The sequence below is a fragment of the Vreelandella lionensis genome (assembly GCF_002087295.1).
In the GTDB taxonomy this organism is placed as follows: Bacteria; Pseudomonadota; Gammaproteobacteria; order Pseudomonadales; family Halomonadaceae; genus Vreelandella; species Vreelandella lionensis.
In genome coordinates this window covers 116,119-142,212 of the sequence record NZ_MWVI01000050.1, presented here as the reverse complement: position 1 = coordinate 142,212, position 26,094 = coordinate 116,119, and the positions used below count along the sequence as shown (strand labels likewise).

16 protein-coding genes and 8 pseudogenes are annotated in these 26,094 nt (G+C 57.8%); 13 read left to right on the top strand and 11 right to left on the bottom strand.

Annotated elements, in window-relative coordinates; all coding sequences use genetic code 11:
- The first annotated feature begins 166 nt into the window (after positions 1–166).
- From B4967_RS06330 to B4967_RS20740, 10 genes and pseudogenes are all read left to right on the top strand, one after another.
- Positions 167–1,014 (top strand): annotated as a pseudogene (locus B4967_RS06330) (TAXI family TRAP transporter solute-binding subunit).
- 135 nt (positions 1,015–1,149) lie between these two features.
- Positions 1,150–3,752 (top strand): annotated as a pseudogene (locus tag B4967_RS06325) (TRAP transporter permease).
- Between the two features lie 10 nt (positions 3,753–3,762).
- Positions 3,763–4,191 carry a universal stress protein gene (locus B4967_RS06320; protein WP_044628675.1) on the top strand — a complete coding sequence of 143 codons (429 nt, stop codon included), beginning with the start codon at positions 3,763–3,765 and terminating at the stop codon, positions 4,189–4,191.
- A 282-nt stretch (positions 4,192–4,473) separates the two neighbouring features.
- A pseudogene (locus B4967_RS06315) lies at positions 4,474–5,294 on the top strand (DUF2189 domain-containing protein).
- 151 nt (positions 5,295–5,445) lie between these two features.
- Positions 5,446–5,973, top strand: coding sequence for a putative pterin-binding protein (locus B4967_RS06310; protein ID WP_058577191.1), 528 nt, complete (start codon positions 5,446–5,448; stop codon positions 5,971–5,973).
- A pseudogene (locus tag B4967_RS06305) lies at positions 5,963–8,207 on the top strand (ATP-binding protein). Before B4967_RS06310 ends, B4967_RS06305 begins: the two are co-directional and overlap by 11 nt.
- Positions 8,188–9,345 (top strand): nitric oxide-sensing protein NosP, encoded by a 1,158-nt coding sequence (gene nosP / locus B4967_RS06300; RefSeq protein ID WP_243470370.1) that lies wholly within the window; start codon positions 8,188–8,190, stop codon positions 9,343–9,345. The pseudogene B4967_RS06305 and the gene nosP overlap by 20 nt, the downstream one beginning before the upstream one ends.
- On the top strand, positions 9,323–9,703 hold the full coding sequence (locus B4967_RS20750; protein ID WP_340638704.1) for a hypothetical protein: 381 nt from the start codon (positions 9,323–9,325) through the stop codon (positions 9,701–9,703). The genes nosP and B4967_RS20750 overlap by 23 nt, the downstream gene beginning before the upstream one ends.
- A pseudogene (locus B4967_RS20745) lies at positions 9,633–10,199 on the top strand (sensor histidine kinase); the annotation flags it as partial. The gene B4967_RS20750 and the pseudogene B4967_RS20745, both read left to right, overlap by 71 nt.
- A gap of 160 nt (positions 10,200–10,359) precedes the next feature.
- A complete protein-coding gene (locus tag B4967_RS20740; RefSeq protein WP_340638703.1) occupies positions 10,360–10,701 on the top strand; it encodes a response regulator in 342 nt (113 codons plus the stop codon).
- A gap of 7 nt (positions 10,702–10,708) precedes the next feature.
- On the opposite strand, the gene B4967_RS06290 is transcribed toward B4967_RS20740, so the two are convergent.
- Entirely contained in the window at positions 10,709–11,398 is a 690-nt protein-coding gene (locus tag B4967_RS06290) for a response regulator (protein WP_062360646.1), read from the bottom strand.
- Positions 11,399–11,515: 117 nt separating this feature from the next.
- Between B4967_RS06290 and exaC the strand changes: the two genes are divergently transcribed.
- Positions 11,516–13,036, top strand: a complete 1,521-nt coding sequence (exaC, locus tag B4967_RS06285; RefSeq protein WP_083024243.1) for an acetaldehyde dehydrogenase ExaC — start codon at positions 11,516–11,518, stop codon at positions 13,034–13,036.
- 79 nt (positions 13,037–13,115) lie between these two features.
- On the opposite strand, the gene B4967_RS20170 is transcribed toward exaC, so the two are convergent.
- From B4967_RS20170 to B4967_RS06270, 5 genes and pseudogenes are all read right to left on the bottom strand, one after another.
- Entirely contained in the window at positions 13,116–14,267 is a 1,152-nt protein-coding gene (locus tag B4967_RS20170; RefSeq protein WP_279384667.1) for a SulP family inorganic anion transporter, read from the bottom strand.
- On the bottom strand, positions 14,252–14,410 hold the full coding sequence (locus tag B4967_RS20165) for a hypothetical protein (RefSeq protein WP_279384665.1): 159 nt from the start codon (positions 14,408–14,410) through the stop codon (positions 14,252–14,254). Before B4967_RS20165 ends, B4967_RS20170 begins: the two co-directional genes overlap by 16 nt.
- Positions 14,382–14,852 (bottom strand): SulP family inorganic anion transporter, encoded by a 471-nt coding sequence (locus B4967_RS20160; protein ID WP_279384664.1) that lies wholly within the window; start codon positions 14,850–14,852, stop codon positions 14,382–14,384. Before B4967_RS20160 ends, B4967_RS20165 begins: the two co-directional genes overlap by 29 nt.
- Before the next feature lie 178 nt (positions 14,853–15,030).
- Positions 15,031–17,070 (bottom strand): annotated as a pseudogene (betT, locus tag B4967_RS06275) (choline BCCT transporter BetT).
- Between the two features lie 203 nt (positions 17,071–17,273).
- Positions 17,274–17,696 (bottom strand): hypothetical protein, encoded by a 423-nt coding sequence (locus tag B4967_RS06270; protein WP_139794423.1) that lies wholly within the window; start codon positions 17,694–17,696, stop codon positions 17,274–17,276.
- A gap of 177 nt (positions 17,697–17,873) precedes the next feature.
- On the opposite strand from B4967_RS06270, the gene B4967_RS06265 reads away from it, so the two are divergent.
- Positions 17,874–18,791: an alpha/beta hydrolase gene (locus B4967_RS06265; RefSeq protein WP_083024241.1), complete on the top strand. Its 918-nt coding sequence runs from the start codon at positions 17,874–17,876 to the stop codon at positions 18,789–18,791.
- A 7-nt stretch (positions 18,792–18,798) separates the two neighbouring features.
- On the opposite strand, the pseudogene B4967_RS06260 reads toward B4967_RS06265, so the two are convergent.
- The 5 genes and pseudogenes from B4967_RS06260 to B4967_RS21480 all read right to left on the bottom strand — a co-directional run bounded on the left by B4967_RS06260 (position 18,799) and on the right by B4967_RS21480 (position 25,290).
- Positions 18,799–19,544, bottom strand: a pseudogene (locus B4967_RS06260) (response regulator).
- Between the two features lie 21 nt (positions 19,545–19,565).
- Positions 19,566–20,989 (bottom strand): annotated as a pseudogene (locus B4967_RS06255) (ATP-binding protein).
- Positions 20,989–24,087 (bottom strand): efflux RND transporter permease subunit, encoded by a 3,099-nt coding sequence (locus tag B4967_RS06250; RefSeq protein WP_083024240.1) that lies wholly within the window; start codon positions 24,085–24,087, stop codon positions 20,989–20,991. The pseudogene B4967_RS06255 and the gene B4967_RS06250 overlap by 1 nt, the downstream one beginning before the upstream one ends.
- Entirely contained in the window at positions 24,084–24,485 is a 402-nt protein-coding gene (locus B4967_RS18935; RefSeq protein WP_479694220.1) for a permuted SH3 domain-containing protein, read from the bottom strand. Before B4967_RS18935 ends, B4967_RS06250 begins: the two co-directional genes overlap by 4 nt.
- Entirely contained in the window at positions 24,418–25,290 is an 873-nt protein-coding gene (locus B4967_RS21480) for an efflux RND transporter periplasmic adaptor subunit (protein ID WP_479694219.1), read from the bottom strand. Before B4967_RS21480 ends, B4967_RS18935 begins: the two co-directional genes overlap by 68 nt.
- A gap of 215 nt (positions 25,291–25,505) precedes the next feature.
- Here B4967_RS21480 and B4967_RS06240 point away from each other — a divergent pair, with 215 nt between their 5' ends.
- Positions 25,506–26,093, top strand: a complete 588-nt coding sequence (locus B4967_RS06240; RefSeq protein ID WP_083024238.1) for a TetR/AcrR family transcriptional regulator — start codon at positions 25,506–25,508, stop codon at positions 26,091–26,093.
- Position 26,094: the final 1 nt, after the last annotated feature.

Below are 26,094 nucleotides of genomic sequence, written 5' to 3'. Positions count from 1 at the left end.
AACGCTCACAACATCAAGATAAAGAGGTGTGTTCATGAAACGCCATGTATTTTCTACCGCGGCTTTCTCAGGCGCGTTCATTGCGGCGGCAACCTTTGCCTCTCCGGCCGTTGCCCAGGAGCGCTACATCACCATCGGTACCGGCGGCCAAACCGGTGTTTACTATGTGGTTGCCAGTCGGTATGCCGTATGGTTAAACCGTGGCAGCGATGAGCACAACATCCGTTGTAACGCCCCGTCTACCGGTGGTTCCGTTGCTAACGTCAACGGCATGAAGAGCGGTGGCTGGATATGGGCGTTGTGCAGTCTGACGTTCAGTACCGCGCTTACCACGGTGAAGCCAACTTTGAAGAAGAGGGCGCTGGGGAAGATATGCGTGCCGTCTTCACCATGCACGGTGAGCCGCTGACCGTGGTGGCCCGCGCGGATTCCGGTATCGAGGACATCAGCGATTTCCCAGGCAAGCGCGTCAACATCGGTAACCCTGGTTCTGGCCAGCGCAATACCATGGACGTGGTCATGGATGCGTTCGGTTGGGATGAAGACACCTTCGCACTGGCGTCTCAGCTCGACGCGGCTGAGCAGGCAGCTGCCCTGTCTGACAACAACATCGATGCCATGGTGTACGTGGTAGGCCACCCGAACGGCTCTATCCAAGAAGCGACCACCACCATTGATGCGCGTCTGGTCTCTGTGACCGGTGACGAAATCGACGGTTTGATCGAAGAGTACCCCTACTACACCCGTTCTGTGATTCCGGGTGGCCTTTACCGTGGTAACGACGAAGATGTCGAAACTTTCGGTGTGGCGGCAACCTTCGTTTCTTCCACCGCTGTTGATGAAGACATTGTTTACGAAACGGTGAAAGCAGTATTCGAAAACTTCGATCGCTTCAAGCGTCTGCACCCGGCGTTCGAGAACCTCAACGAAGAAGACATGATCTCTGACGGCTTGCCCGCGCCGCTGCACGATGGCGCAGCGCGTTACTACCGTGAGCGTGGCTGGATCGAATAAGTCGTAAAAAGAGTGATGCTACTGACGGAAGGTGAGTAGCGTCGCTTTGAGTTGCAAAGCGCGGGCACCTTGGGTGTCCGCGCTTCTTGTTGAGAGCGCTGATTGTCAGCGCTGACCATTAGGCAGGGCAAGCGTATGCGTGATGACAAACAACCTTCGGCAGCCGCTGAGAACGACCTGGAGGATATGGTCGCTTCCAGCGATACAGGGGCACGGAAACCCTTAGGCGTACCCGGTAAGCTGCTGGTGAGTATTGCAGCAGTGTGGTCGCTGTTTCAGCTATGGATTGCATCGCCACTTCCCTATATTGTTGGCTTCGGCGTATTTAGCGCCACGGAAGCGCGCTCGATTCATTTAGCGTTTGCGCTCTTTTTAGCCTTTATGGCGTACCCCGCCTTTAAGCGCTCTCCTCGTGATCGTGTGCCCTTAGCTGATTGGGCATTGGCAGCGCTAGCGGCGTTTTGCGGCGCCTATCTGTTTATTTTCTATGCTGATTTGGCCCAGCGGCCTGGGTTGCCGATTACCCAGGATATTATCGTGGGCGTTGTTGGCATTCTGATGCTGTTAGAGGCGACTCGTCGCGCATTAGGGCCGCCCCTGATGATCGTGGCGGCGGTGTTTATTGCTTACTCGTTGTTTGGCCCTTACATGCCGGGCATTTTGGCCCACCGCGGCGTTAGTCTGGGTGGTTTGATTAACCACCAGTGGCTAGGTACCCAAGGGGTGTTTGGTATTGCGCTGGGGGTCTCGACCAGCTTTGTTTTCTTGTTTGTACTGTTTGGTGCGTTGCTGGATAAAGCGGGCGCCGGTAACTACTTCATCAAAGTGGCGTTCTCGCTGCTTGGCCACTTCAAAGGCGGCCCAGCCAAAGCGGCAGTGGTAGCCTCTGGTATGACTGGTTTGATCTCGGGGTCGTCGATTGCCAATACCGTTACCACTGGCACCTTTACGATTCCGATGATGAAGCGAGTCGGCTTTAGCGCGGAAAAAGCGGGTGCGGTGGAAGTATCGTCTTCGGTGAATGGCCAGATCATGCCGCCCGTCATGGGGGCTGCTGCTTTCTTGATGGTGGAATACGTGGGTATTCCCTATGTCGACGTCATCAAGCACGCTTTCTTACCGGCGCTGATCTCCTATATCGCGCTGATCTACATTGTTCACCTGGAAGCGCTCAAGGCCAATATGAAAGGCCTGCCGTCCAGCAATCCGGCACGCCCGTTGCTGAACAAAGTGATCGGCTTTATGACCGGTTTGCTGCTGCTGATGGGGCTCTCCATCGCTGTCTACTACGGCTTGGGCTGGTTAAAGCCGGTACTGGGTGAAGCGACCCCCTGGGTGGTCTCTGTAGGGCTGGCGATTGTATATGTCGGCTTGCTGAAAGTAGGCGCTAACTACCCTGAGCTGGAGATGGATGACCCCAACTCAGAGGTCGTGAAGCTGCCGCAAACTCGCCCGACAGTCATGGTCGGCCTACACTATATTCTGCCGGTTGTCGTGTTGGTGTGGTGCTTGATGGTAGAGCGCCTTTCGCCTGGGTTGTCAGCGTTCTGGGGCCACCATGTTTATGATTTTCATCATGGTTACCCAGCGCCCGATCATCGCGATTTTCCGTGGCCGCAGCCAAATGGCGGCCGATATCAAAGAAGGCTTTAAGGATCTGTGGGATGGCCTGGTGACCGGTGCCCGCAACATGATTGGTATCGGTATTGCGACTGCCACGGCGGGTATCGTCGTGGGGGCGGTCTCCCAAACGGGGGTAGGCCTAGTGCTCGCGGACGTAGTGGAAATTCTCTCAGGCGGTAACCTGATGATGATTCTACTGCTGACGGCTCTGCTGAGCTTGATTCTGGGTATGGGCTTGCCAACAACGGCGAACTACATCGTGGTATCGGCGCTGATGGCTCCGGTGATTGTGCTGCTGGGCCAGCAAAATGGCCTGATCGTACCGCTGATTGCTGTGCACCTGTTCGTGTTCTACTTCGGCATCATGGCGGATGTCACGCCACCAGTAGGTTTGGCCTCCTTTGCGGCGGCGGCCGTGTCGGGTGGGGATCCGCTGCGCACTGGCTTCCAGGCGTTTTACTACAGCCTACGTACCGCTGCGCTGCCATTCCTGGTCATCTTCAATACGGACCTGCTGCTGATAGATGTCACGGTGATGCAGGGTATTTTGGTGTTTATTGTGGCTACCATCGCCATGCTGATCTTTGCAGCAGGTACACAAGGCTACATGCTGACCCGCAACCGCTGGTACGAATCGCTGCTGCTGGCTGCTGGTAGCCTTTACGCTGTTCCGCCCCGGCTTCTGGATGGACAAAATCCACGACCCCTATGAATCGGTGCCACCTGCGCAATTTGCCGAGGCACTGGGCCAGGTCGATAACGGTAGCAACTTGCGCGTGCAAATTGCCGGTGAAGACGATTTCGGGGCGCCGATGACCACCTATATGCTCGTCCCCGTGCCGCGCGGTGAAACAGGTGAAGAGCGCATGGCCAACCTGGGCATAGAGCTTTACGAAGATGGCGACCAAACCCTGGTCGATTTCGTCGAGTTCGGCAGCCAGGCGGCTGAGCTAGGCTTCGATTTCGATCAAGAGATCCTCGAAGTGCTGGCCCCGGTAGATCGTTGGACAAAAGAGTGGATGTGGTTACCCGCACTCGGCATCTTTGGGTTGGTCGTCGTGATGCAGCGTCGCCGTCGGCGTCGTGAAGAAGCCAACGAAGTGGCCGCTGTTTAAGGAGGTTGCTATGTACCATAAAGTGCTACTCCCCGTAGACTTGAACGAAGAGGCCTCATGGAAGAAAGCGTTGCCCACGGCGATAACGCTGTGCCAAACCTTTGGCGCATCGCTGCACGTGGTGACGGTACTACCGGAATTTAAAATGCCCATGGTTGGCGCTTACTTTCCGAAAAACTTCTCTGAAAAAGCGCATGCGGCGGTGAAAGAAGCGCAGCATAAATTCATTCAGGAACATGTGCCTGAAGGGATCAAAACCCAAAGTGTGATTGTTGATGGCTCACCATGGGAGGCCATCATCAAGGTCGGCAAGAAGATTGATGCCGATTTAATTGTGATGGCATCCCATACTAAGCGTAAATTCGTCGATTACGTACTGGGCCCCAACGCCGAGCATGTCGTTCATCACGCTAAAGTGTCGGTGATGATCGTGCGGTAAGCGCAACGTGCGTCATAAAGCTCCAAGCCCCGGCTTGGAGCTTTTTTTTGGCTAGAATATAACGAAACGCTAACGCATCGAATTAATTGTCGTTAAAAGCGCCGATGAAGGATTTTTTGTACTGAGTGCCTTCAAAAGCATTCGCGAAGCAGCGGCTCAGCTACATTAATAGAACATTAAGCCATTAACGTTGGATTAATGGTCATCAATACACATGGTAGCTATTTCCCTTGGTGCTTGGGTCAGTGACAGCCATCTGGGGTAAATCACAGGAGTTACGCCATGAATGCAGTAACAACAAAAACACACGACCACTCATCCGGTGCGCCGAACGTCAAAATCATTATCAATAAGGTAGGGATGGAAAGACCACGTGCTTGGCTAGCCGCAGGTATGGAAGATTTTCGTCGTGCGTCTGCTATTAGCCTCGCTTACGGCATGTTTTGGGTGGGGTTGAGTATTGCCATCACGTTAGGGGCCTACACATTGGGTTATTGGCACTGGCTGCTGCCCATGATTGCGGGGTTCATGTTCATTGGGCCGCTCGTGGCGGTGGGTTTTACGGCATCCTCTTGGGCCTCGAGCGTGGGCGGGAGCCTAACTTGGGCGATGCCTTTGGCAGTTGGCGACCGCATGCTGGGCAGTTGGCCATGATGGGCGTGATGATGATGATTTTCTTTCTAGCCTGGATACGTCTGGCTACGCTGCTGTTTGCGCTTTTCTTCGGTTTTGAAGTACCCAGTCCGGCAACGCTTTATACGGCCTTGGTCACCACACCGGAAGGGCTCAGCATGCTGGCGGTCGGCACAGTGGCAGGTGGCATTCTTGCCTTTGGCGCTTTCGCCATTAGCGTGGTCGCTATTCCAACTCTGATGGATCAAGATCTGACGTTCATGGAAGGCATCGAGGCTAGCGTGCGCTGCGTGGCGCGTAACTTCCGGACCATGCTGTTATGGGCTGCTATTTTAACCGGCTGCGTCGTCGTTGGGGTGATGACCTTCTACATCGGTCTGGCCCTCATACTGCCCGTGCTTGGTCACGCTAGCTGGCATGCCTACGAAGAACTCGTTCGGTTCGAGCCGGTCGAGAAGCTGAGTACTTAACGACATCTCCGCTACATTTCTCATCGCTAAGTAAAAAAGTCGACATTCGACTGACCAATGAAAAGAGATGGCGTACCCTAACGCCATCTCTTTTTTTATTGCCTGGAGTGGCCGCTGCTGCGTCGTTTAGGCACTGCGATACGAGGAGTCGATGGTGAAAGCGTTGTTATTGGGGTGGACTATGCTGGCGTTCAGCATTCCCCATACGGGGCTAGCGGACGCGGCTGAGGCAGGCGTGGATAAATTGGCCGCTCCTGATGGGCCCGTCATCCTCAAAATAGATGGTGAAGTAACGGCAGCCAACGTCGAGGAAGAGGCCCATTTTGACCGTGAGATGTTGGGCGCGCTGCCGCAGCACGCTTTTACGACCGGTACACCGTGGACCGAGGGAGCGAGCCACTACCGCGGCCCGCTGATGCGCACACTGCTCGAGCATGCAGGGGCCGAAGGCAACACCATTAACGTAGCGGCCTTGAACGGTTATGAGGCCGAAATTCCTATTGAGGATTTTTACGACTACGACGTTATTTTGGCACTAGAGCGGGACGGGCAGGCCATTCCTATCCGCGAATATGGCCCACTATGGGTGCTATATCCATTCGACCATGATGAGGCGCTGTTGAGCGAGCGTATGCGTTTCAGGGCCGTATGGCAGGTCATGCACATCAATGTCCGTTAGTGAGTCCGCTCGGGCACCCCGCCTGCTACGCTACCCGCGCCGCCTCAAGCTGGTAGCGATTATCACCGTACTGCTGTTTGCGGCTGCGTTGGTGGTGGCTGGCCTTTCGGCATGGCGGCAGGATAATTTGACGCAGAGTTTGCGAGAGGACACCGCCTGGGTGGTCTATAAACTCGACCGCGATGCCGTGCAATTGCTCAATCATTTGTTGGCCGGCTCGCGAGGCCCACTATCGCCTGCCGCCCAGGATGCCCTCAATCTTCGCTTCGAATTGCTCTATAGCCGGATCACCCTGCTGCGAGAGGGAGAGATTAGTTCGCTATTGCAAAGTATCAGTGCAGCGAGCGAGCTGTTGGAGCAGATTCAGCAGCAGCTCGACACCCTCGATCCCATGTTCGAACCCCACGAGGATATGGATCGGCTGCCCGTCACGGCCTTGGAGAGCGAGCTTCAATCGCTTACCCGCTTGACCGAGCGCTTGGTGATTGCGATCAACGGTTATCTAGCGGAATCCGCCACCGAAGAGAGGGCGCTGCTAAGTACGCTCTATAAGCTGCTCATTTCGCTGCTGATTGGAATCAGCTTTGCCGTGTTGACGGTCATCGTCTTTTTGGTGCGTGAAATGCGCGAAAGCGCCGCGGCGCGTCGAGAACAAGAGCAGCTCAGTAAACAGCTCCAAGGTCACAGCGAAGCAAGCCCAAGCGGCCAATCATGCTAAGTCAGACTTTCTCGCCATGGTCAGTCACGAAATTCGTACGCCGCTCAATGGTGTGATTGGCATGAGCGAGCTGCTGCGCGAGCCCGCCAGCCCCGCCCAGGTCGAAGACTATGCTCGCACTATTCACGATAGTGCCAATCAGTTACTGGCGATGATCAATGAGATCCTCGATTTTTCTAAAATCGAGGCCGGCCATTTGACCCTGGAGACGTCGCCTACGGCGCTGACGCCGCTAGTCGAAGGTGTCATGGCGCTATTCGAGCCAAGAGCGCAAGCAAAAGGGCTGCAACTATCGCTTCATGTGGACCCACTCGTGCCAGCATGGGTCATGATCGATGCGGGGCGTCTGCGACAGATACTGCTCAATCTCATTGCCAATGCGATCAAATTCACTGACTACGGCAGCGTCTCGGTACGCGTCTCCTCGACCGTCGGGCATTTGCTTTTTGATATCAGCGATACCGGTTGTGGTTTGAACAGTGAACAGCAAGAGACGCTCTTCGAACCCTTTCAGCAGGCGGATGAGAGCGTCGCGCGCCGCTACGGCGGCACCGGTTTGGGATTGGCAATCTGTAAACGGCTGAGCGAAGCCATGCAGGGACGTCTGGGTGTCGACAGCACGCCGGGTCTAGGCAGTACGTTTTGGTGCGAACTGCCGTTAGTCGAGGCTTCTCCTGTCAGCTCCCCGCTGCCCGTTGAGCCAGCGCGAGATTTTGACGGTACCTCGTTGCTGCTGGTCGAGGACAATGCGGTCAATCGCAAAGTCGCGGTCGGACTTTTGTCGCGACTTGGTTGCGAGGTGGTGTGCGCAGAAAACGGCCGCGAAGCCCTTGCCATGGTACGCCGCCAACAGGTACATCTTATTTTTATGGACATACAGCTTCCTGATATCGACGGCGTGACGGTGACCCAGCGATTGCGTGAAATGGGCGGCTGGTGCAGCGAGGTGCCCATCGTGGCCATGACCGCAGGGGGGGCAGAGGATGATCGTCGCCGCTGTCTCGCTGCGGGTATGAATGACTACATCACCAAGCCGCTCTCGCTGTTGGCGCTGGGCAACGTGTTGGCGCTGCAGCTGTCAACGACACCAACACCGATGACGCCGATCCCTTCTGCGTTGCGTCAGGAAGAAGGTGACGCGGCCCTACTCAATGAAACGACGTTGGCCACCCTCGTCGGCTCGCTCGGGGCTGATAGTGTCGATCAACTGGCGGTGCTCTATCATCAGCAGGCGAGCGACTACATTGCCCAGCTTTCTGGCTACTTTGCTGCTGGGAGCACATCGAGTCGTGACCACTGGCGTCAGGTCGAGCGGCTAGCGCATCAACTGCGGGGCGAGTCAGTGAGCATGGGCGCAGAGCAGTTGGCTGCGCAAGCCAAGCGGTTGGAGAGCATGGCTGCGCTTGACGAGGCATCGCTCGAGGCGCTAACAGCGTGTTTTGGCACGCTGCGTCACTGCGCTGCACGAACTTATGCCGCGCTGGAGAGATGGCGTCGTGACCACCCACTCCACTAATCATGGTTTGAGTGCGGCCGCGAGCCGTGAGCCCAACCCTCAGGATGCTGCCCATGCGCTGGCTCTCGCGCTGTGTCACGAGCACGCCGGTTTCGTGCTGTTCTTTTGTAGCGCTGAGTATCCGTTGTCGCAGCTAGCGGACGCGCTTTGTCAGGCGTTTGGCGAGCTTCCAGTCAGTGGCTGTACGACGGCAGGTGAGCTGACGCCCGATGGCTACGATCGCGGCTCTATTGTCGCCATCTGTTTCGATAGACGCTTGTTTGCCGTCGAGACCGCGCTGATCGATGACCTCGAACACTTTGATTTGCCCAGTGCTCAACCGCTGGTCGATGGGCTACTGGAGCGCTGTCGTCGGCAAGCCGTGGCGCCGGTCAACGAACACAGCTTTGCCCTGACGCTGCTGGATGGGCTATCCAGCCGTGAAGAGCAAGTGCTGGCAACGCTGGATGCGGCCTTGGGGCGCATCCCGAGCTTTGGTGGTTCCGCAGGGGACGATAACCACTTAACCCATACCCATGTATACGCCAACGGGCGCTTTCATACCCGTGCGGCGGTGGTGGTCATGATGAATACTCGGCTACCGTTTGAAGTATTCTCCACCCACCACCTTGAGCCACTCGAGCACAAGCTAGTGGTCACCGCTGCGGATCGTGAGTGCCGCCCCGTGCTGGAGCTTAACGGTGTCCCCGCGGCCGAACTGTATGCCGCGCTGGTGGGCTGTTCGGTTGAGGCGCTTGCGCCTCCCATTTTTGCCCAGCACCCGCTGGCGGTACACCTGGGCGGCCAGCACTATATGCGCTCGATTCAACGGGTTAATGATGACGGCAGCCTGAGCTTCTACTGCGCGGTGGAAAACGGCATTGTGCTGACTGCCATGCAGCCCACGCCGCTGCTCACCGATTTAGCCCACATGCTGCAGCGAGTGGAAGCCCGCTTAGGCGAGCCCGCTGCGATTATTGGCTGCGACTGCTTTTTGCGACGGATGGCGCTGGAGTCGTTGGGGCAACTTGACCAGGCATCGACGCTGCTGCGCCAAGCCCGTGTCGTGGGATTTAATACCTACGGCGAGCAGCACCACGGCATGCATGTGAACCAGACGTTTACGGGGGTGGCCTTTGGCGCTCTTCCAACTCCCTGATTCGCAACAAGGCGATGATATTGCGGCCCTGCGTGAAGAGAACCACCGACTACGCAAAGTGTGTACGGCGTTAATGGAGCGAGTGGAATCCGGCGGTAGCCCTAATGGCGCGCCCTATGCAACCTTTGAGCGCTCGGTGCTGCTTGCCGAACAGGTGCGTGAGCGCACCGATGCGCTGCACCGCACGTTGGACGAGCTAAGCCAGGTCAACGCTCGTTTGCTGGCAGCCAACGCTGAAGCCCACGCGGCTAACGTCTCTAAAACCAAGTTTTTGGCCGCCGTTAGCCATGACCTTTTTCCAACCGCTCAATGCGTCACGGCTGTTTGCCAGCGCCCTGGAAACCCATGCACTACCTGAGTCCTCCAAGGCGCTTGTCGGCCATATCGGGCGCTCGCTGAAAGATGTCGAGGGCTTGCTTGGGACGCTGGTGGATATCTCCCGCTTAGATGCCGGAGTGCTTCATGCCGATAAAGCGCCCTTTGCCGTAAGTACGCTGCTGGATGCGCTGGCGGAGGAGTATCGCCAAGTGGCAGGGGTACGCGGGCTCACCCTTCACGATGTACCTTCGCGGGTGTGGGTGGAGTCCGATTTGGCGCTGCTGGCGCGGGTGGTGCGTAATTTCCTTAGCAATGCGGTGCGCTACACAGAGCACGGCCACCTGCTGTTAGGCTGCCGCCGCCGGGCCGATGGCCTGGAGATTATGGTGGGTGATACTGGCCCCGGTATTCCAGAGCCCCAGCGCAAAGCCATTTTTTTGGAGTTTCGTCGCGCCAGCCAGCCACAGGCCAACCACAGTCGCGGCCTGGGGCTAGGCCTAGCCATTGTCGATCGTATTAGTACCATGTTGGATCACCCCGTCACACTGGCATCACGGCTAGGTCATGGCTCGCTGTTCTCTATTTTGGTGCCCTACGCAGCCTCTTGCGGCGCGTTAGAAGGCGCATCCAGCCCGGTGCCATCCGCGCAGTGGGGCGATGACCCGCTGCAGGGCTGCGTGGTATGGGTAGTGGACGATGACCCCGCGATTATTGAAGGGGATGCAGGCGCTGCTGGGCAGTTGGGGGTGCCGAGTATGGGCAGCGGCAACGGTAAGCGCACTGGAAGCCGCCAGCGACGGGGAACGCCCGGCCGTGCTGCTAGTGGATTACCATTTAGGGGAGCATCGAGAAAACGGTATTGATTTAGCCGCCCGGTTGCGTCGCCGCTACCCCGGTTTAGCCACAGTGGTGATTACCGCTAACCATGAAGCGGAGGTGAAACGTGCCACGCGGCAGGCGGGCATGCACTGCCTGTTAAAGCCACTCAAACCGCTGCGCTTAAAAATGTTGCTAGGCACGCTGCTAGATAGCCGCTAGCCCTACGCTATCCCTTTGCCGGGGCCGTACGTTTGGCGAGAAAACCGCTTAAATCCTCTTCCCCTGCAATCACAATAGCGTGTACTCGGCTGCTAGCTCCTAGCTTGCGCAAAATGGCCGATACGTGTGTTTTTACCGTGGTTTCAGCAATCGCTAACTCGCGGGCTATCTGTTTGTTCGACATTCCCTGGCTCATACAGCTCAATACATCCAACTGCTTGTCGGTGAGCCGCGGCAGTCGGGTTGGTTTGCTGTCGGTGCTCTCTGCCGTGGTAGACGGCATGCCGCGAGGAGGCGGGCGGCGCATAATATCGGCGGGCAAGTAGAGCTGGCCCTGAAGAATTTGATGCAGCGCGCTAAGAAGCTGCTCCCTTGGCGTTGATTTTGGAATATAGCCCACGGCCCCCAGAGTAATCGCATCCAGCACCAGCTGGCGCTCTTGATGGGCTGACACGATGGCAACGGGCAGCCCGGGGAAGGTTTCCCGTAGGGTTTTCAGCCCCTCTAACCCATCGGCATCCGGCAGGCTTAAATCTAAGAGCAGCAGGTCTAACCCTTCCAAGGCTTCAATGTGTGCCATGGCCCCCGCTAGGCTGTCGGTTTCCAGCAGTTGGGCATCGGTGAATCCGCTGCTGATCACCGCGTGCAGCGCATCGCGGAACAGCGGATGATCATCTGCGACTAACAGCGAGTACATGGCGTCTCCTTCCAAGGGATGAGGGTGCGTCCTGCCATCGGGCTATATCGAGAATGGCGGGAATGACCAACACTGGGTAGGCACCTTTTAATAATCATAATACTCAGGAGCAGTACCATGATCTACGCCAACCCAGGTGAAGCGGGCTCTGTTGTTTCGTTTGAGAAACGCTATGGTAACTACATTGGCGGTGAGTTTGTTCCCCCAGTGAAGGGCCAATACTTCGACAACATTAGCCCAGTTAATGGCAAAGTGTTCTGTGAAATTCCCCGCTCTAGCGCTGAAGATATCGAAAAAGCGCTGGATGCCGCCCATAAAGCCGCTCCGGCGTGGGGCAAGACCTCGGTACAAGAGCGCAGTAACATCCTGCTCAAAATCGCCGACCGTCTCGAGCAAAACCTCGAAATGCTGGCCGTGGCCGAAACGTGGGACAACGGCAAAGCGGTGCGTGAACCCCTCAATGCGGACATTCCGCTGGCTGTTGACCACTTCCGCTACTTTGCAGGCTGCCTGCGCTCCCAAGAGGGCACCGCCGCTGATATTGATGCCAACACGGTGGCGTACCACTTCCACGAGCCGTTGGGCGTGGTAGGGCAAATTATTCCGTGGAACTTCCCGATTCTGATGGCGGCTTGGAAACTAGGCCCAGCACTAGCGGCGGGTAACTGCGGGGTGCTGAAGCCTGCCGAACAAACCCCAGCGTCCATTCTAAAAATAGCAGAGCTGATTGGTGACCTGCTGCCCCCCGGCGTACTCAATATCGTTAATGGCTTTGGCGCAGAGGCAGGCCAAGCGCTGGCCAGCAGCAAGCGCATCGCCAAGATTGCCTTTACCGGCTCGACGCCGGTGGGCTCGCATATTCTGAAGTGCGCGGCCGAGAACATTATTCCCTCCACGGTGGAGCTGGGCGGTAAGTCCCCCAATATCTACTTTGCCGACATTATGAACGCCGAGCCGACGTTCATCGACAAAGCGGTAGAGGGGCTGGTGCTGGCCTTCTTTAACCAGGGCGAAGTGTGCACTTGCCCGTCGCGGGCGCTGATTCAAGAGAGCATGTACGACGAGTTCATGGCGAAAGTCATCGAGCGCACCAAGACCATCAAACGCGGTAACCCGCTGGATACCGACGTCCAGGTGGGCGCTCAGGCATCCCAAGAGCAGTTCGATAAGATCATGTCGTACATGGACATTGCTCGGGACGAGGGCGCGGAATTCCTGACCGGCGGTAATAAAGAGACGCTGGATGACAGCATCAACAGCGGTTACTACATTCAGCCTACGCTGCTGAAAGGTAATAACCAGATGCGCGTGTTCCAGGAGGAGATCTTTGGCCCAGTGGTGGCGGTAACTACCTTTAAAGACGAAGCAGAAGCGCTGGCGATTGCCAACGACACCGAGTTTGGCTTGGGCGCGGGCGTGTGGAGCCGCGATATTAACGTGGCCTTCCGCATGGGGCGTGGCATTCAAGCAGGTCGCGTCTGGACCAATTGCTATCACCAGTACCCCGCCCACGCAGCCTTCGGTGGCTACAAGAAATCCGGTGTGGGCCGCGAAACCCATAAGATGGCGCTTGAGCACTATCAGCAAACCAAAAACCTGCTGGTCAGCTACGACATTAACCCGCTAGGTTTCTTCTAAGCATTAACGAGTAGTCATCGCTCCCACAGCGTCCCGGCGATAAGCACATCGCCGGGATGTTTTTTTATGGGGAGCGCCCTTAGCGTGCGTGACCCAACCAGCGGCGCGCCAAGCGCTCGGCGTGGGCGAGGTTGCTAACCACGGCCAATTTACCAACTTCACGATGAATGCCTGCGCGCTTTATTTTCAGCGCCAACCGGGGCGGCAGCCCGACAAATATGATGCCTACACCTTGCTCACCCAGTTCACGGCGCAGCGTCCCCAGCGCCACCATGGCGGTGGTATCCAGGCTCGGTACATCGCGCATATCCAAAACCACAATGCTCACGTTGTGATCAATCACCCGCAAGGTGGCAATGGCTTTCTCTGCGGCCCCGAAAAATAGTGGGCCGGTCATTTTGTAAAGCGCGACTTCCGGCGGGAAATGCTCGCCGGAAGAAGGCGTGGTTAAGCGTTGGGTGTTGGTCAGCTGGGCCATACGACGAATAAACAGCGCCGCCGCTAGGCCAATACCTACAGCCACCGCGATGACCATGTCAAAAATGACTGTCAGCGCGAAGCAGATCACCAGTACCCACACATCGCTGGCGGGGGCACTCCTTAACGTATGCATAAAGTGGCGGGCTTCGCTCATGTTCCAGGCAATAACAAACAGTAGTGCAGCCAGGGCCGCCATCGGCACAAACCCTAACACGCCTGCCAGCGCAATCACGGCGAGCAACACCACCAGCGAATGCACCACGGCGGCAATGGGCGAAAAAGCGCCGCTTTTAATATTGGTGGCTGTACGGGCCATGGCGGCTGTCGCGGTGATGCCACCAAAAAAGGGCACCACTAAGTTGCCAAGACCTTGGCCGATTAGCTCTGCGTTAGGGTCATGGCGGGTGCGGGTTAAACCATCCGCCACCACGGCACACAGCAGTGACTCAATGGCGGCGAGTAGTGCAATCGCTAAGGCGGGGCCTAATAGTGATTGAATCAGGGCAAAGTTGATCTCAAGTGGCGTGCCATCCGCCCCCGGGAAATGCCAGGGCGCGGTAAAACTGGGCGCGAAAGGGGGAATGCCGGTGCCGCTGTCACCCTCGAATTTCCAGCGAAAGCGCGAGGCGATGGTATCTACCTCGATGCCGCCCCACAGCAATAGTGTGGCGGCCAGCGTTCCCACGGCTAAGCCGACCAGAGGGGCGGGAACCGGCGTTTTTAAGCGTGGCCACGTTAACGCGCTGCCAATGTGACAAGCCCAACGCTGATTTCTGCTACTGATAGGGTCGGCAGCGCTTGGCCAATCAACGCGAGATTATGGAGGGTGCTGTCGCCGAGCGCGACGCCGCTTAAACCGAGAAAATCAGGCAGTTGCAGCAGCGCAATCACCACGCCAATGCCTGCGGTGAAGCCAAGAATCACCGGGTAGGGAACGTACTGCATCAGGCTGGCCCAGCCGGGAAAGCCCCAGCGCCACCAAAATAGCGCCTGCCATTAACGTGGCAATGAGCAGCCCGCCCAAGCCATGCTGGGCGACAATAGGAAAGAGGATAACCACGAAAGCTGCGGTAGGGCCTGAGATGTTAAACCGAGACCCGCCGGTTAGCGCAATCACCGCACCCGCGACCATCGCGGTGTACAGCCCGTGTTGTGGCGGCACGCCTGTGGCAATCGCTAACGCCATGGAGAGCGGCACGGCGACCACGCCGATCGTTAATCCCGCCATTACATCGCGTTTAAACTTGCCCAACGTATAGCCTTCACGCCACGCCTTTAAAAGCGCACTGCCGGGCATCGGGAAAACATATCCCGAAGGACGATGGTCGCGAGACATGGCGCAGCCCTCCCTAGCCATAAAGAAATGGCCATAAAGAAATAGCCATAAAGAAAACGAGCTATAACGCTACGCCTGAGTCTTGTTTCTCACAACAAGGCGTTAGTCTTGACGTGGTGGCATAAAAAATCCCGGCACGCAGGCCGGGATTGTGTTTGCAGTTTAAATGCTAATGCCGCTACATCTGGGCATCTTCGGGCGGTTCGCCGATGGTGCCAGGCATTGCCTGCGCATGGCCACCCGCCAGGGCAAGGAAGTGTAGGTGGCGCTCGTACTCTGCCACGAGATCACCGATCACCTGACCACGGGTGTAGCCGTTGAGGTCTTTATCCTGGCCACCTTCGGCAAGGTACGCATCTAAACGCACGTAGAAATCATCGTCCGCGGGAATGAAGTTCGGTGTACGCATACGATGCGGGCATACCTGATAGACAAAGCTGGTGGCGTCGCCAAAGTCGACCTGCAGCATTAGGTTGGGCAGGGATTCCCCCTCAACCTGCTCTTCGGTGACGTTAGCGGTTTGGCCACGGCTCTCAAGCTCTTGGGCCAAACTGGGTCATCGCGGGGCGAATCGAGTGCTCAATGGTCGCGGCGGCACCTGCGCGGTTAGAGGTATCCAGCGCGCGGTCCAAACGCTCACGCCAGTCGCCGCCGGGGGCACCGCCTGCAATCATACGGCGAGCGTCGGCTTTGCTGCCTTCCAGCTTCAGCGCTTTATAGGTGCCCACCATAATAGCGAAGATCACCACCGAGAAGGGCAGCGCCGCAATCACGACAGCGCTTTGCAGGGCGTTCAAACCGCCTGCCATGAGCAGAGCCACGGTAATCAGGCCAATCACCGCCGACCAGAAGATGCGCAGCTTCACCGGCGCATCGTGGTTCACGTCGCTCAAGATCGAGGTAAAGTTGGCCAGTACCAGCGCCCCAGAGTCAGCTGAGGTAATGAAGAAGACGATACCCAGAACGGTTACGACGGCGGCGGTAATGCCCACATAGGGGTAGTACTCAAGCAGCGTATACAGCGTGGTTTGCGGCGAGTTAAGTGCCTGCTCACCCAGTTCGACAACGCCTTGGTTAGCGACCAGCTCGATGCCGCTATTACCGAAAATCGACATCCATACCATCATGAACGACAGCGGAATAAACAGCGCACCGGCCACAAACTGACGAATAGTACGGCCACGGGAAATGCGCGCCAGGAACAGACCCACAAAGGGCGTCCAAGCAATCCACCAGCCCCAGAAGAAGATCGTCCACCACATCTTCCACTCTTGAGCGCCCTCATCAGCAAAGGCATAAGTATCAAAGCTTGCGGCCACAAAGCCCGAAAGGTAGTCACCTGCGTTATTGACGACTTTATCCAGCAGTACAAGAGTATCGCCAGAGAACAGCACGAACAGCATCAATGCCAGTGCCAACAGCATGTTGAACTCAGACAGACGACGGATGCCTTTCTCACCGCCCGTCACCACTGAAATGGTGGCCAATATCACAACCAAGCCGATCAAGATGATTTGCACGGTCAGCGTTTCAGGCACGTCGAACATGTAGTTCAAGCCATAGTTAAGCTGAATCACCCCAATGCCGAGACTGGTGGCGATACCGAACCGGTAGAAATCACCGCCGTAATATCGACCGCGTTACCAATTGGGCCGTGAATACGCTTGCCTAACAGCGGGTAGAGCGCACTGCGGATGGCCAGCGGCAAGCGGTGGCGGTAGCTGAAATAAGCCAGCGCCATGCCCATCAGCACGTACAGGCCCCAACCGGAAAGGCCCCAGTGCAGATAGGTTTGCACGACGGCGTTGCGCATGGCCTCTTGGCTTTCAGGCGTTAAGTCGGGCGGTGCCAAGTAGTGGGCAACCGGCTCGGCTACGCTGAAAAACAACAGGTCAATACCAATGCCTGCAGCAAACAGCATGGCTGAGCACGACAGCAACGAAAACTCAGGGCGGGAGTGGTCGGGCCCAAGTCGAATACTGCCAAAGCGCGACATACCGATGAACACCACAAACACGAGATAGGCCACGATCGCTAGCATGTAGTACCAGCCAAACGTTTTGCTTACCCAGGCAAGGCCCGCATCAAAAAAGGCACCTGCTTGTTCGGTGAACAGCATCGTCACGATAAGAAACACGAGAATCCCCGCGACGCTGCCGTGGAAAACCACGGGGTTCAGGCGGTCTCGTGAGGGGAGAACGGGGTTGTCTTTCGCCATGGAGGCGGACTCCTGTTGTTAAGACAAAGATGAGTGATACGTTATTTTTGAATGAACGTTCAAATAAAATACGCGGTTTAGGCATTCACTTCAAGCCAATGGCTAACGCATCAGGGCGGTAAAAAAGATGCTAACAGGCGTATAGAAACAAACACGCCCAGCTAGGCTGGGCGTGTAGAGTGGGTTTGACGCTAAATAAACGCTTACTCGGCAGCGGCTTCTTCTGCGTCCATTTCATTAGCTGAATCGTCATGGTGGCCGCGCTTGCCTCGCTCTCCATGGCCATGCTCTTGACGGTACTCAGCGTGCATTTCGTGCATTGCATCACGCAGTGCCTGCTGCTCCTGTTCAGAGAGAATTTCAGCAACACGGGCTTGATGTTCTTCACGCAGGGCGAGAACCGCTTCGCGGTGCTCAGCGTGGGCTTCATTAAGAGCCGTTTGCTGATCTTCACTTAGCTCTGCACGTTCATACACTTCCTGGCGACGCTCTTCCATGCGCTCCATCATTGCTTCACGGTCCATTCCTTGGCCTTCGTGATGGCCCGCCTGGGCGGTAAACGCTAACGGGGTAAGAGCAACCGCAAGTAGAGCTGGGGCAAACAGTTGGCGGAGTGACATCTTCATGGCATACCTCGTTCTTAGTGAATACATGGTAATTTGACGATGTCAGTATTAACGGGCTTGGTGTAAATCGTTTGCATAAAGTGTGCAACAACCGTGACCTTCTCAAAGAGAGAAAAAGGCTGCGGAGGCAGGTAACGGTGAGGGGAACCAATACCAATCGCCCAAAAGGAGATAAGCATGCCAGATCTAAGTGGCCTACGCCGAATAGTGAGCTTTGGCACCCTGGCCTTGCTGCTTAGCGGTTGCGGCGCCACCCCCCAGGTAAGTCAGGGTGCGTCCGCCATTGAACAGAATGCTCTGCGCACCCCTCAGCCGTTCACCCATCTTACGCCCCAGCGCTATACCCCCGAGGCCTGGCCTGAAGCTTTGAATGCCTACGTACTGCTGCCCGAGTCGCAAAGCGAAGCGCTACGCCCCGCGGCGCTTGTGGTACATGGCGGCGGCTGGCGCAATCGTGGCCCAGAAGATATGGAAGGTATTGCCGAACAGCTGGCGGCGCAGGGGTATGTAACGGTGAATATTGAACACCGCTTTGCGCCGGAATACCGCTTCCCCGCGCAGCTGCATGATTTGCAGCAGGCCATGGCCTGGATTCACGCTAACGCTGCCACATGGCAGGTAGATCCCGACCGCATCGTCGGCGTGGGCTTTTCATCCGGTGCCCACCTAGTCAGCCTGCTGGCGCTTGTAGGCAGTGAAGGCCCGCTGGCAGAGCCCTATGGGGGCGAGCACGCCCGCTTGGCAGCGGTGTTGGCAGGAGGTTTACCCAGCGACCTGCTGAAATTTAACGATGGCCGCCTAGTCGTCGATTTTATTGGCGGCACCCGAGCCGAGCGGCCTGAAGTCTATGCGTTGGCATCCCCTGCACGGCAAATCACCGCGAACGCGCCGCCGTTTTTTCTGTTTCACGGCAGTTGGGATCAGCTCGTGCCGGTCGACCACGCCACCGACTTCTACGCTGCACTAAAGGCCCAAGACATACCCAGTGAGCTCTACCTCCAACGGGGCCGAGGCCATTTCACTAGCTTCTTATTACGCGGCAGTGCCATTGAAGCGGGTATTGCGTTTTTGAACCGTCACGTACAGCCTGAGTAAGCGGCCCTTAACCCTCGGGCTGGTATTTATAGCCCACCCCGTAAACCGAGCGAATGATCTCTTGGTCGGGTAGGGCTTCGGTGATCTTTTTGCGCAGCTTCTTAATATGGCTATCCACCGTGCGCTCGGAAACGATACGGTTGTCGCGGTACATATGATCCATCAACTGCTCGCGGCTGAAGATTCGTCCTGGAGACTGCATCATCACGCGCAGCAACTGAAACTCGACCGCTGTTAAGCCTAAATCCTGGCCGTTGGCCAGCGCTTGCCAGCCCTCTTCATCTAGCATGACGGGCGCTTTGGGGGCGGTGGTGGAGGGTGCTGTCTGTGCAGCGGCATGACTGCGGCGTAGCACGGCCTTAACACGTGCCACTACTTCACGGGGGCTGAAAGGTTTGCAGATGTAATCATCTGCGCCTAACTCTAGCCCCAGCAGCCGGTCTACCTCTTCTCCTTGGCGGTGACCATGATAATGGGGAGCTTGGGCCACTGTTGACGGATTTCCCGGCACAGCGTCAGGCCATCTTTGCCCGGTAGCATGACATCCAGCAGCACCAGTTCAGGCGAATGCTGAGTGAGCCAGGGGATCACCTCATTGCCGTGGCTGATAATGCTGGGCGCAAAATGATTGCTTTGTAAGTAATCGGCCATGAGGCGGGCGATTTTGGGCTCATTCTCAACGAACAGCAGGGAAGCGTCCTGGGGTAAACCATCTTGAGGTAATGCGTAGGGATGTGAATCACTCTGAGACATAGTCAGCTCGCTTATGGTCGTTTAAGAGGCGGTTAACAGTGGCAATCGTAGGGTCCCAGTTAAGCCACCCAGCGCCGAGGCGCTGGGTGTGAGCGTGCCGCCATGTGCCGTTACCAGCGCGCTGGCAATAGAAAGCCCCAAGCCGCTGCCACCGCTGGCGCGGTTGCGCGAACCCTCCACCCGGTAGAGCCGCTCGGTTAAACGTGACAGCTCCTCTGCAGGAACGCCGGGGGCACTATCTTGCCAGGTAATCACCGCGTCGCCCCGTTCGCAGATAAGGGAAACACTCAGCTTTCCAGGCGGCTGGGTGTAGGCACAGCTATTATCCAGCAGGTTGCTCCACAGCTGGCGCAGCCGTTGGGCATCGCCACGAATCATCACATCATCGGCCAGGGCCGTGGTGAGGGTCAGGCCGCTCTCTTCCAGCCAGCGGTCGGCGTCGTTCAGGCGGCTTTCCAGGCTTTCGCTGAGATTCATGGGGGCAAGCTGGATATCCAGCGCGCCCGCATCGCTTTGGGAGAGCAGGCGTAAATCGGCTACTAAGCGCTCTAGCTGAGCCACTTCCTGAGCCAGTGAACTTAGTTTTCCTGGTTTAGCGGGCGGATGCCATCCTGCATGGCTTCAATTTCACCGCGCAACACGGCCAGCGGGGAGCGCAGCTCATGGGCGGTGTCCGAGACCCAGCGGGCGCGGGCTTCACGGCTGGCTTCAAGCGTGGCGGCTAGCACGTTGAAATCTCGGGCAAGGCGGGAAAGCTCGTCTTTGCCACGCTCTGGCAGGCGGGTGTGGTAGTCGCCTTCGGGTAAGCGCAACGTAGCACCGGCCAAGGCGCGGGTGCGTCGACCCAGCCACCATGAGAGCCCGCCTGCCAGCAGCAGCGAGGCCAGCCCTAGCGAGATCACGATAAGCACGAGGTTACGCTGCTGGCGCTCCAGAAAGCGGCTCTCCATGCGCTCCATCATCTCCTGCGGTGGGCGAAAACCCAGTGCACCAATCGCTTCCCGCTGGCCGCTTTGGGTCATTTCGCTGTATAGCGTCAGCCAGCGCCAGCCCATTGAGCCACGCGGTGCATCCGCAGGTGGTACAACATAATCCCCTTCGCTATCGCGCAGAGCAAAATCCTCAGCTTCGCCGAGAGGCAATGGACGGTCGCGATGCTCCTGGCCCAGTTCAAAGCGCACAATATAGGGCCAGCGATCAGGCGACGCTTCTAACCAAGCCCAGTCGCCCTGGGTTTCCCAGCGGGTAATCAGTCCATCGGCCAGTAGGGTGGCGCGCCGCTCTTGGGATTGGTTGAGATACTCTAAAAACCCCCGGTCGATGCTGTACGAGACCGCCAGGAACACGCTCGCCGCGATGGCCACGTTAACGCTTAAAATTGCCACAAACAGCTTTAGTCCCAGCCGCGAGGGCCGCCACTGACGCAGTCGGGTCCATCTACTCATTAGTTTATGCCCTGCTGGCTAGGCTGGCGTGGGGCGCTTAACCGTTCACGAAGGTTTTCCAGCCCTAAATAGAGGCAGGGCACCACCAGCAGCAGAATCATGGTGGCGAAGAGCATGCCAAAGCCTAGCGAAATCGCCATGGGGATCATAAAGCGTGCCTGGCGTGAGGTTTCCAGAATCATCGGCGCAAGCCCCAGGAACGTGATCAGCGTGGTCATCATAATTGGCCGCAAGCGACGGGTGGCGGCGGCCACAATCGCTTCGCGAGGCGCCATGCCTTCCCGTCGCTTACGGTTAGCGTAGTCGATCAACACCAGCGCATCGTTAATCACCACGCCGGAGAGCGCTAGCATACCTAATAGGCTGATGAGCGACAGCCCAAAGCCCATCAGCATATGCCCGCCCACCGCGCCGACAATGCCAAACGGTATTGCGGCCATCACCAACAGCGGCTGCAGGTAGCTTCTGAACGGAATAGCGAGCAGCGCATAGAGGGCGGCTAACATCAGCCACATGGCGTTACGCAGGGTGGCGAGGTTGTCGGCGGTATCCTGTTGACGGCCGCCCATACTGACTTCAAGCCCTGGCCAGGTGTTGCTGAGCGTGGGAAAGACCTCTTCTTGAAGGGTGGCGAGCACTTGGTTAATCGCTTGGTCGCCCTCTGAATCGGCGGTGACGGTGATAATCCGTCGCCCATCGATACGCTGCAGGCTGCTGGAGGCTTGGCTCAGAGTAATATCCGCGACTCTAGAGAGCGGCACGCTCATCCCTTCGGGGGTTCTTATCGGCAGGCGGGATAGCTCGCTAAAGCTGTTGCGCGACTGCTCTGGCAAGCGCACTTCCACGCTCACCTCCTGGCGGCCGATAAACTGCTCCACCGCCGTGGCTCCTTGCAGCGGGCCGCGCAGCGCCTGGGCGAGGTCGCTGCCTGTTAGCCCGAGTGAACGACCTTCGGCGGAGAGACGCATCTCTAGCTGTGGCTTGCCATCGCCCAGGCCGCTGTCGATATCGGTTAAGCCATACTCTGCCACCCGTTCTGCCAAACCTGCGGCGGCGTCTTCTAGTACTTGGGTATTGGGGTGGGAGAGCCGCAGGCTCAGCGCCGCCCCGCTACCGGGGCCGCCAAAGTCAGACTCAAAGCGCACTGACTGCGCGCCTAACAGACCCCAAGTGAGATCCCGCCACTCCTGGGCGATGCGAGAAGGGGGCCAGGCGTCCAGACTTTCCGGCGCGATATCCAAACGCACTTCCAGGCTTTCGCCATCTAGGCTGCTGCGAGTGCTGCTGAAGGTGAGCGTATCTTCCTGCTCGCTGAGCTGCGCGGCGGCATCGAGGAGCTGTTGGCTTAGCTCGCGGCTCACGCTGATATGGCTGCCAATCGGCAGGGTGACGGTGGCTTGCACCTGATCAGACTCGACCCGAGGCATCAGCGAAAAACCCAACCGCCCGCTCATTGCCCAGGCCATTGCCACGCAGAGAATGGCGACGCCAATAGAGACGGTCAGCAGGCGCTGATTGAGCGCGCGCTGTAACAGAGGCTCAAACTGTTGATAGGTGAAGTGATGCAAACCGCGCTGCATACTGAGTCGCACCGCTTCGATAGGCCGCTGCCACGCGGGCGTTTGGCGGGGCTTGCTGGCGTGGGCCAAGTGGGCGGGCAAAATAAACAGCGCTTCCACTAGCGAAATCACAAACACGGTAATCACCACCACCGGCACGGTGGCAAAAATCAGCCCCAAAAAGCCCGGCAGGAACAGCAGCGGGAGAAACGCGACGATATTGGAGAGGATGGCAAAGGTCAGCGGAGTGGCAATTTCTTGAGCGCCTTTTACCGCCGCATCTCGCAGCGAGTAGCCCTGCTCTCGGTAGCTGTAGATGTTTTCGCCCACCATGATGGCGTCATCCACCACGATGCCGAGGGCGATGATAAAGGCGAACATCGACATCATATTGAGCGATACGCCGACCCAGGGCAGAAACAGCATGGCCCCTAAAAACGCCGTGGGAATGCCTAGCGTGACCCAAAAGGCCAGCCGCGCCTCTAGAAACAGCGCCATCAAAATCAGTACCAGAGCCAAGCCCATCCAGGCGTTTTTCAGCAGCAGGCTGAGGCGGTCTTCGTAGACTTCCGAGCTATCCCGTGAAACGTCCAGGCTGACGCCTTCAGGCAGGTTGGCCTGCAGCCGCTCTAACTCCCCGTAAACCGCATTAGAAATACTCGTGGGCGTTTGGTCGCCGATTTGATACACATCCACCGATAGCCCCGGCTGGCCGTTGTAAAACTCCTCCCGGTCGGTTTCGGCAAAGCCTTCGCTCACTCTGGCGATATCGCCGAGCATAACGGGCGCACCCTGGGCTGTGTTCAAGATGGGCAGTTCGGCAAACTCTTCGGCGCTGTTGCGCCGCCCCTGGTAGCGAATCAGCCACTCACCCTCGTCGGTTGTGAGCTGGCCGCTGGCAAGATCCAGCGCTTCCTCGGCGATGCGGCTCGCCAACTGCTGATGATCCAACCCGAAGCGCTCGATGGCCTCGTCATCCAAATGAACCTGGATTTCCCGTTCGCGGTTGCCGGAAAGCTCTGCGCGGGAAATACCGCTGGTGGCCTGCAGCTCGGCGCGTACGTTCTCGGCGGCGTCGTGAAGCTCGGCCAAGCCAACGTTGCCATACACCTGAAGGCTGACCACGCTGCGCGAGCGGCCTGCCAGGGTGAAGCGGGGCGGGTCGGCGGCGGCGGGCAGGGTGGTGATGGCGTTCACGGATTGCTGAATATCCTGATACGCCCGCATCACGTCCACGCCATCAATCAGCGTGGCGCTCACCACCCCGCTGCCTTCGCTGGCGCTGGCGGTCAGTTCATCGATGCCTTCCACATCGGCAATCGCGGCCTCGACCGGCAGCAGCAGGCTCTGCTCCACATCCTCGGGCGTGGCACCTGGATAGCTGATGGTGACCTGAACGATTTCGGTCTCGAACTCAGGAAACACTTCTTTTTTGATCGCCAGCGATGCCATTAACCCGCCGATGATAAACAGTGCCATCATCAGGTTAGTAGCGACGCCGTGATCGACCATCCACGCCAGCGGGCCTTTACGCATCATTGAGCCGCTCCCTCATCCTGAGCGGGGGTATCGCCACGCTGGCGAATACGCACTTCCTGGCCCTCTCGGGGTTGGGCCAGCCCGGCAGTCACTACCCGCTGGCCGGGCTCTAGGCCGCTGCGTATCAGCACTTCTTCCTGGCCGCGATAGGCGAGCGTGCCCTGGGTGCTTTGCAGGCGATTATCTTCATCCACCCACCACACCTGCTCGCCGGGGCGAAGTGCGGCTGAGGGCAGCGCGATCAAGGGCTCTTCGGCGGAGGTATGAAACGCCACGCGCAGCACATCGCCCAAGCGCAGGGCGGGGCCGTCCTGGTTGAGCGCCAGCGGATCATCCACGGCGATCAACAGCTGGGCCTGAAGGCCGTTCTCTTCGAGGTTGGGCAGAATAGAGAGCAACGTGCCTTCCCGAGAGGCGCCTTCTGGCCAGCCTTGGCTGGTCAGCGTGACGCTCCCCCCCGGCGATAGCCAATCCAGCGTTTCGCCAGGAAGCGAAGCACGCACCCAAAACCTGCTCAACGCCGACTAGGCTTGCGACAGCAGTGCCTTGGCTTAACAGGCTGCCAGCGCCCACCAAACGCTCTTGCACCATGGCCCGCCAAGGGGCGGTTAAGGTCGCACGCTCTAGGTTGAGCGCCGCTTGGTCGCGCACCACGCGGGCTTGGGTCAGTTGAGCCTCTGCCTGACCGAGCTGCGGTTCACGCAGTACCAGCGCGCGGCGTTCGGCACTGAGCTGACGGCCAAAGGATTCGTACTCGCTGCGCGCGCGCTGCTGCTCGGCCTGCTCTAAGGCGAGCTGCGCCTGGGCATTCGCCAACTGGGCTTCGGCGTCTTCTAGCGTTAAGCGCAGGTCGGCTTGGTCGATGTGGGCCACAGGCTCTCCTTGCTCCACGACTCGCCCAGGCAGCACGCCATCGCCAAAGCGCTCTAGCTGGCCCGCTACGCGGCTGGCAAGCTCGGTGGATTTTTCTGCCTCAACGCGGCCAAAGCCGTTCAGCGTGGGTGACTGCACCTGCTGTTCCGTGGTGATGATATCGACCACAGGCGGCGTTGGCGGTGGCGGCGGGCGGCGCTCGACCCGTGGCGGCTGGCTAACGATCCACCAAGCGAGAGCTAAACCACCGACAAACACCAATAGCGCTGCCAGAGCACCGCAGCCGATGCGACCTTGCTGAGAAAAAGCGTAAGAGCGAGAGGGGGTCATGGACGGGCGTTATCCGTTGGCTGAGAGCGAAAATTCCAGAAAAGAGCGCGTATCATGCTAGCATCACCGATTGCCACGCAGCGATTAGGTAAGCTTTGTGCAAAGAGTGTGCAACCCAAGGGGGTTGGCATTTTTCGCGCCAAACGCTGACGGAATGCGCAATAGCTGCCATCATTCATGTGAAAAGCCATAGACTCCCTGGTCTGTATGACGTTATGAAAAACACCGCCACCCGCGACAAACTCATTGATTCTGGTGCCGAGCTGATTGCCCAGCAGGGCTATAACGCGACGGGTATCAATGCTGTATTAAAAACCTGCGGTGTCCCCAAAGGCTCGTTCTACCACTACTTTTCTAGCAAAGAAGATTTCGGCTTGGCGGTCATTGAGCGCTTTGCCGACGATTACGACGTGTCGTTAGCGGCGCTGCTGGAAGACCCCTCCCTGCCGCCCCTGGAGCGTTTGCGCCGCTACTTTGCCACCGGGCGCGCCCATATGCTCGACTGCGATCACACCACCGGCTGCCTAATCGGTAATCTGGGCCAGGAGTTATCCGGGCAGAGTGATACCTTCCGTGATGCCCTGAATTTGGTGTTCCAGCGTTGGGAAAAGCGCTTTGTGCACTGCTTGAGCCAAGCCCAAGCCGACGGCACAATCAATACCGCCGTTGCTCCTGAGGCGCTGGCCAGCTTTATTCTCTCCGGTGGGAGGGGGCCGATTCTGCGCGCCAAAACGCTTAAATCTCTGGCTCCTATGGAACACTTCGAGGCCATTTTGTTCGATCTCGTACTGGCCCCCCGCTAGC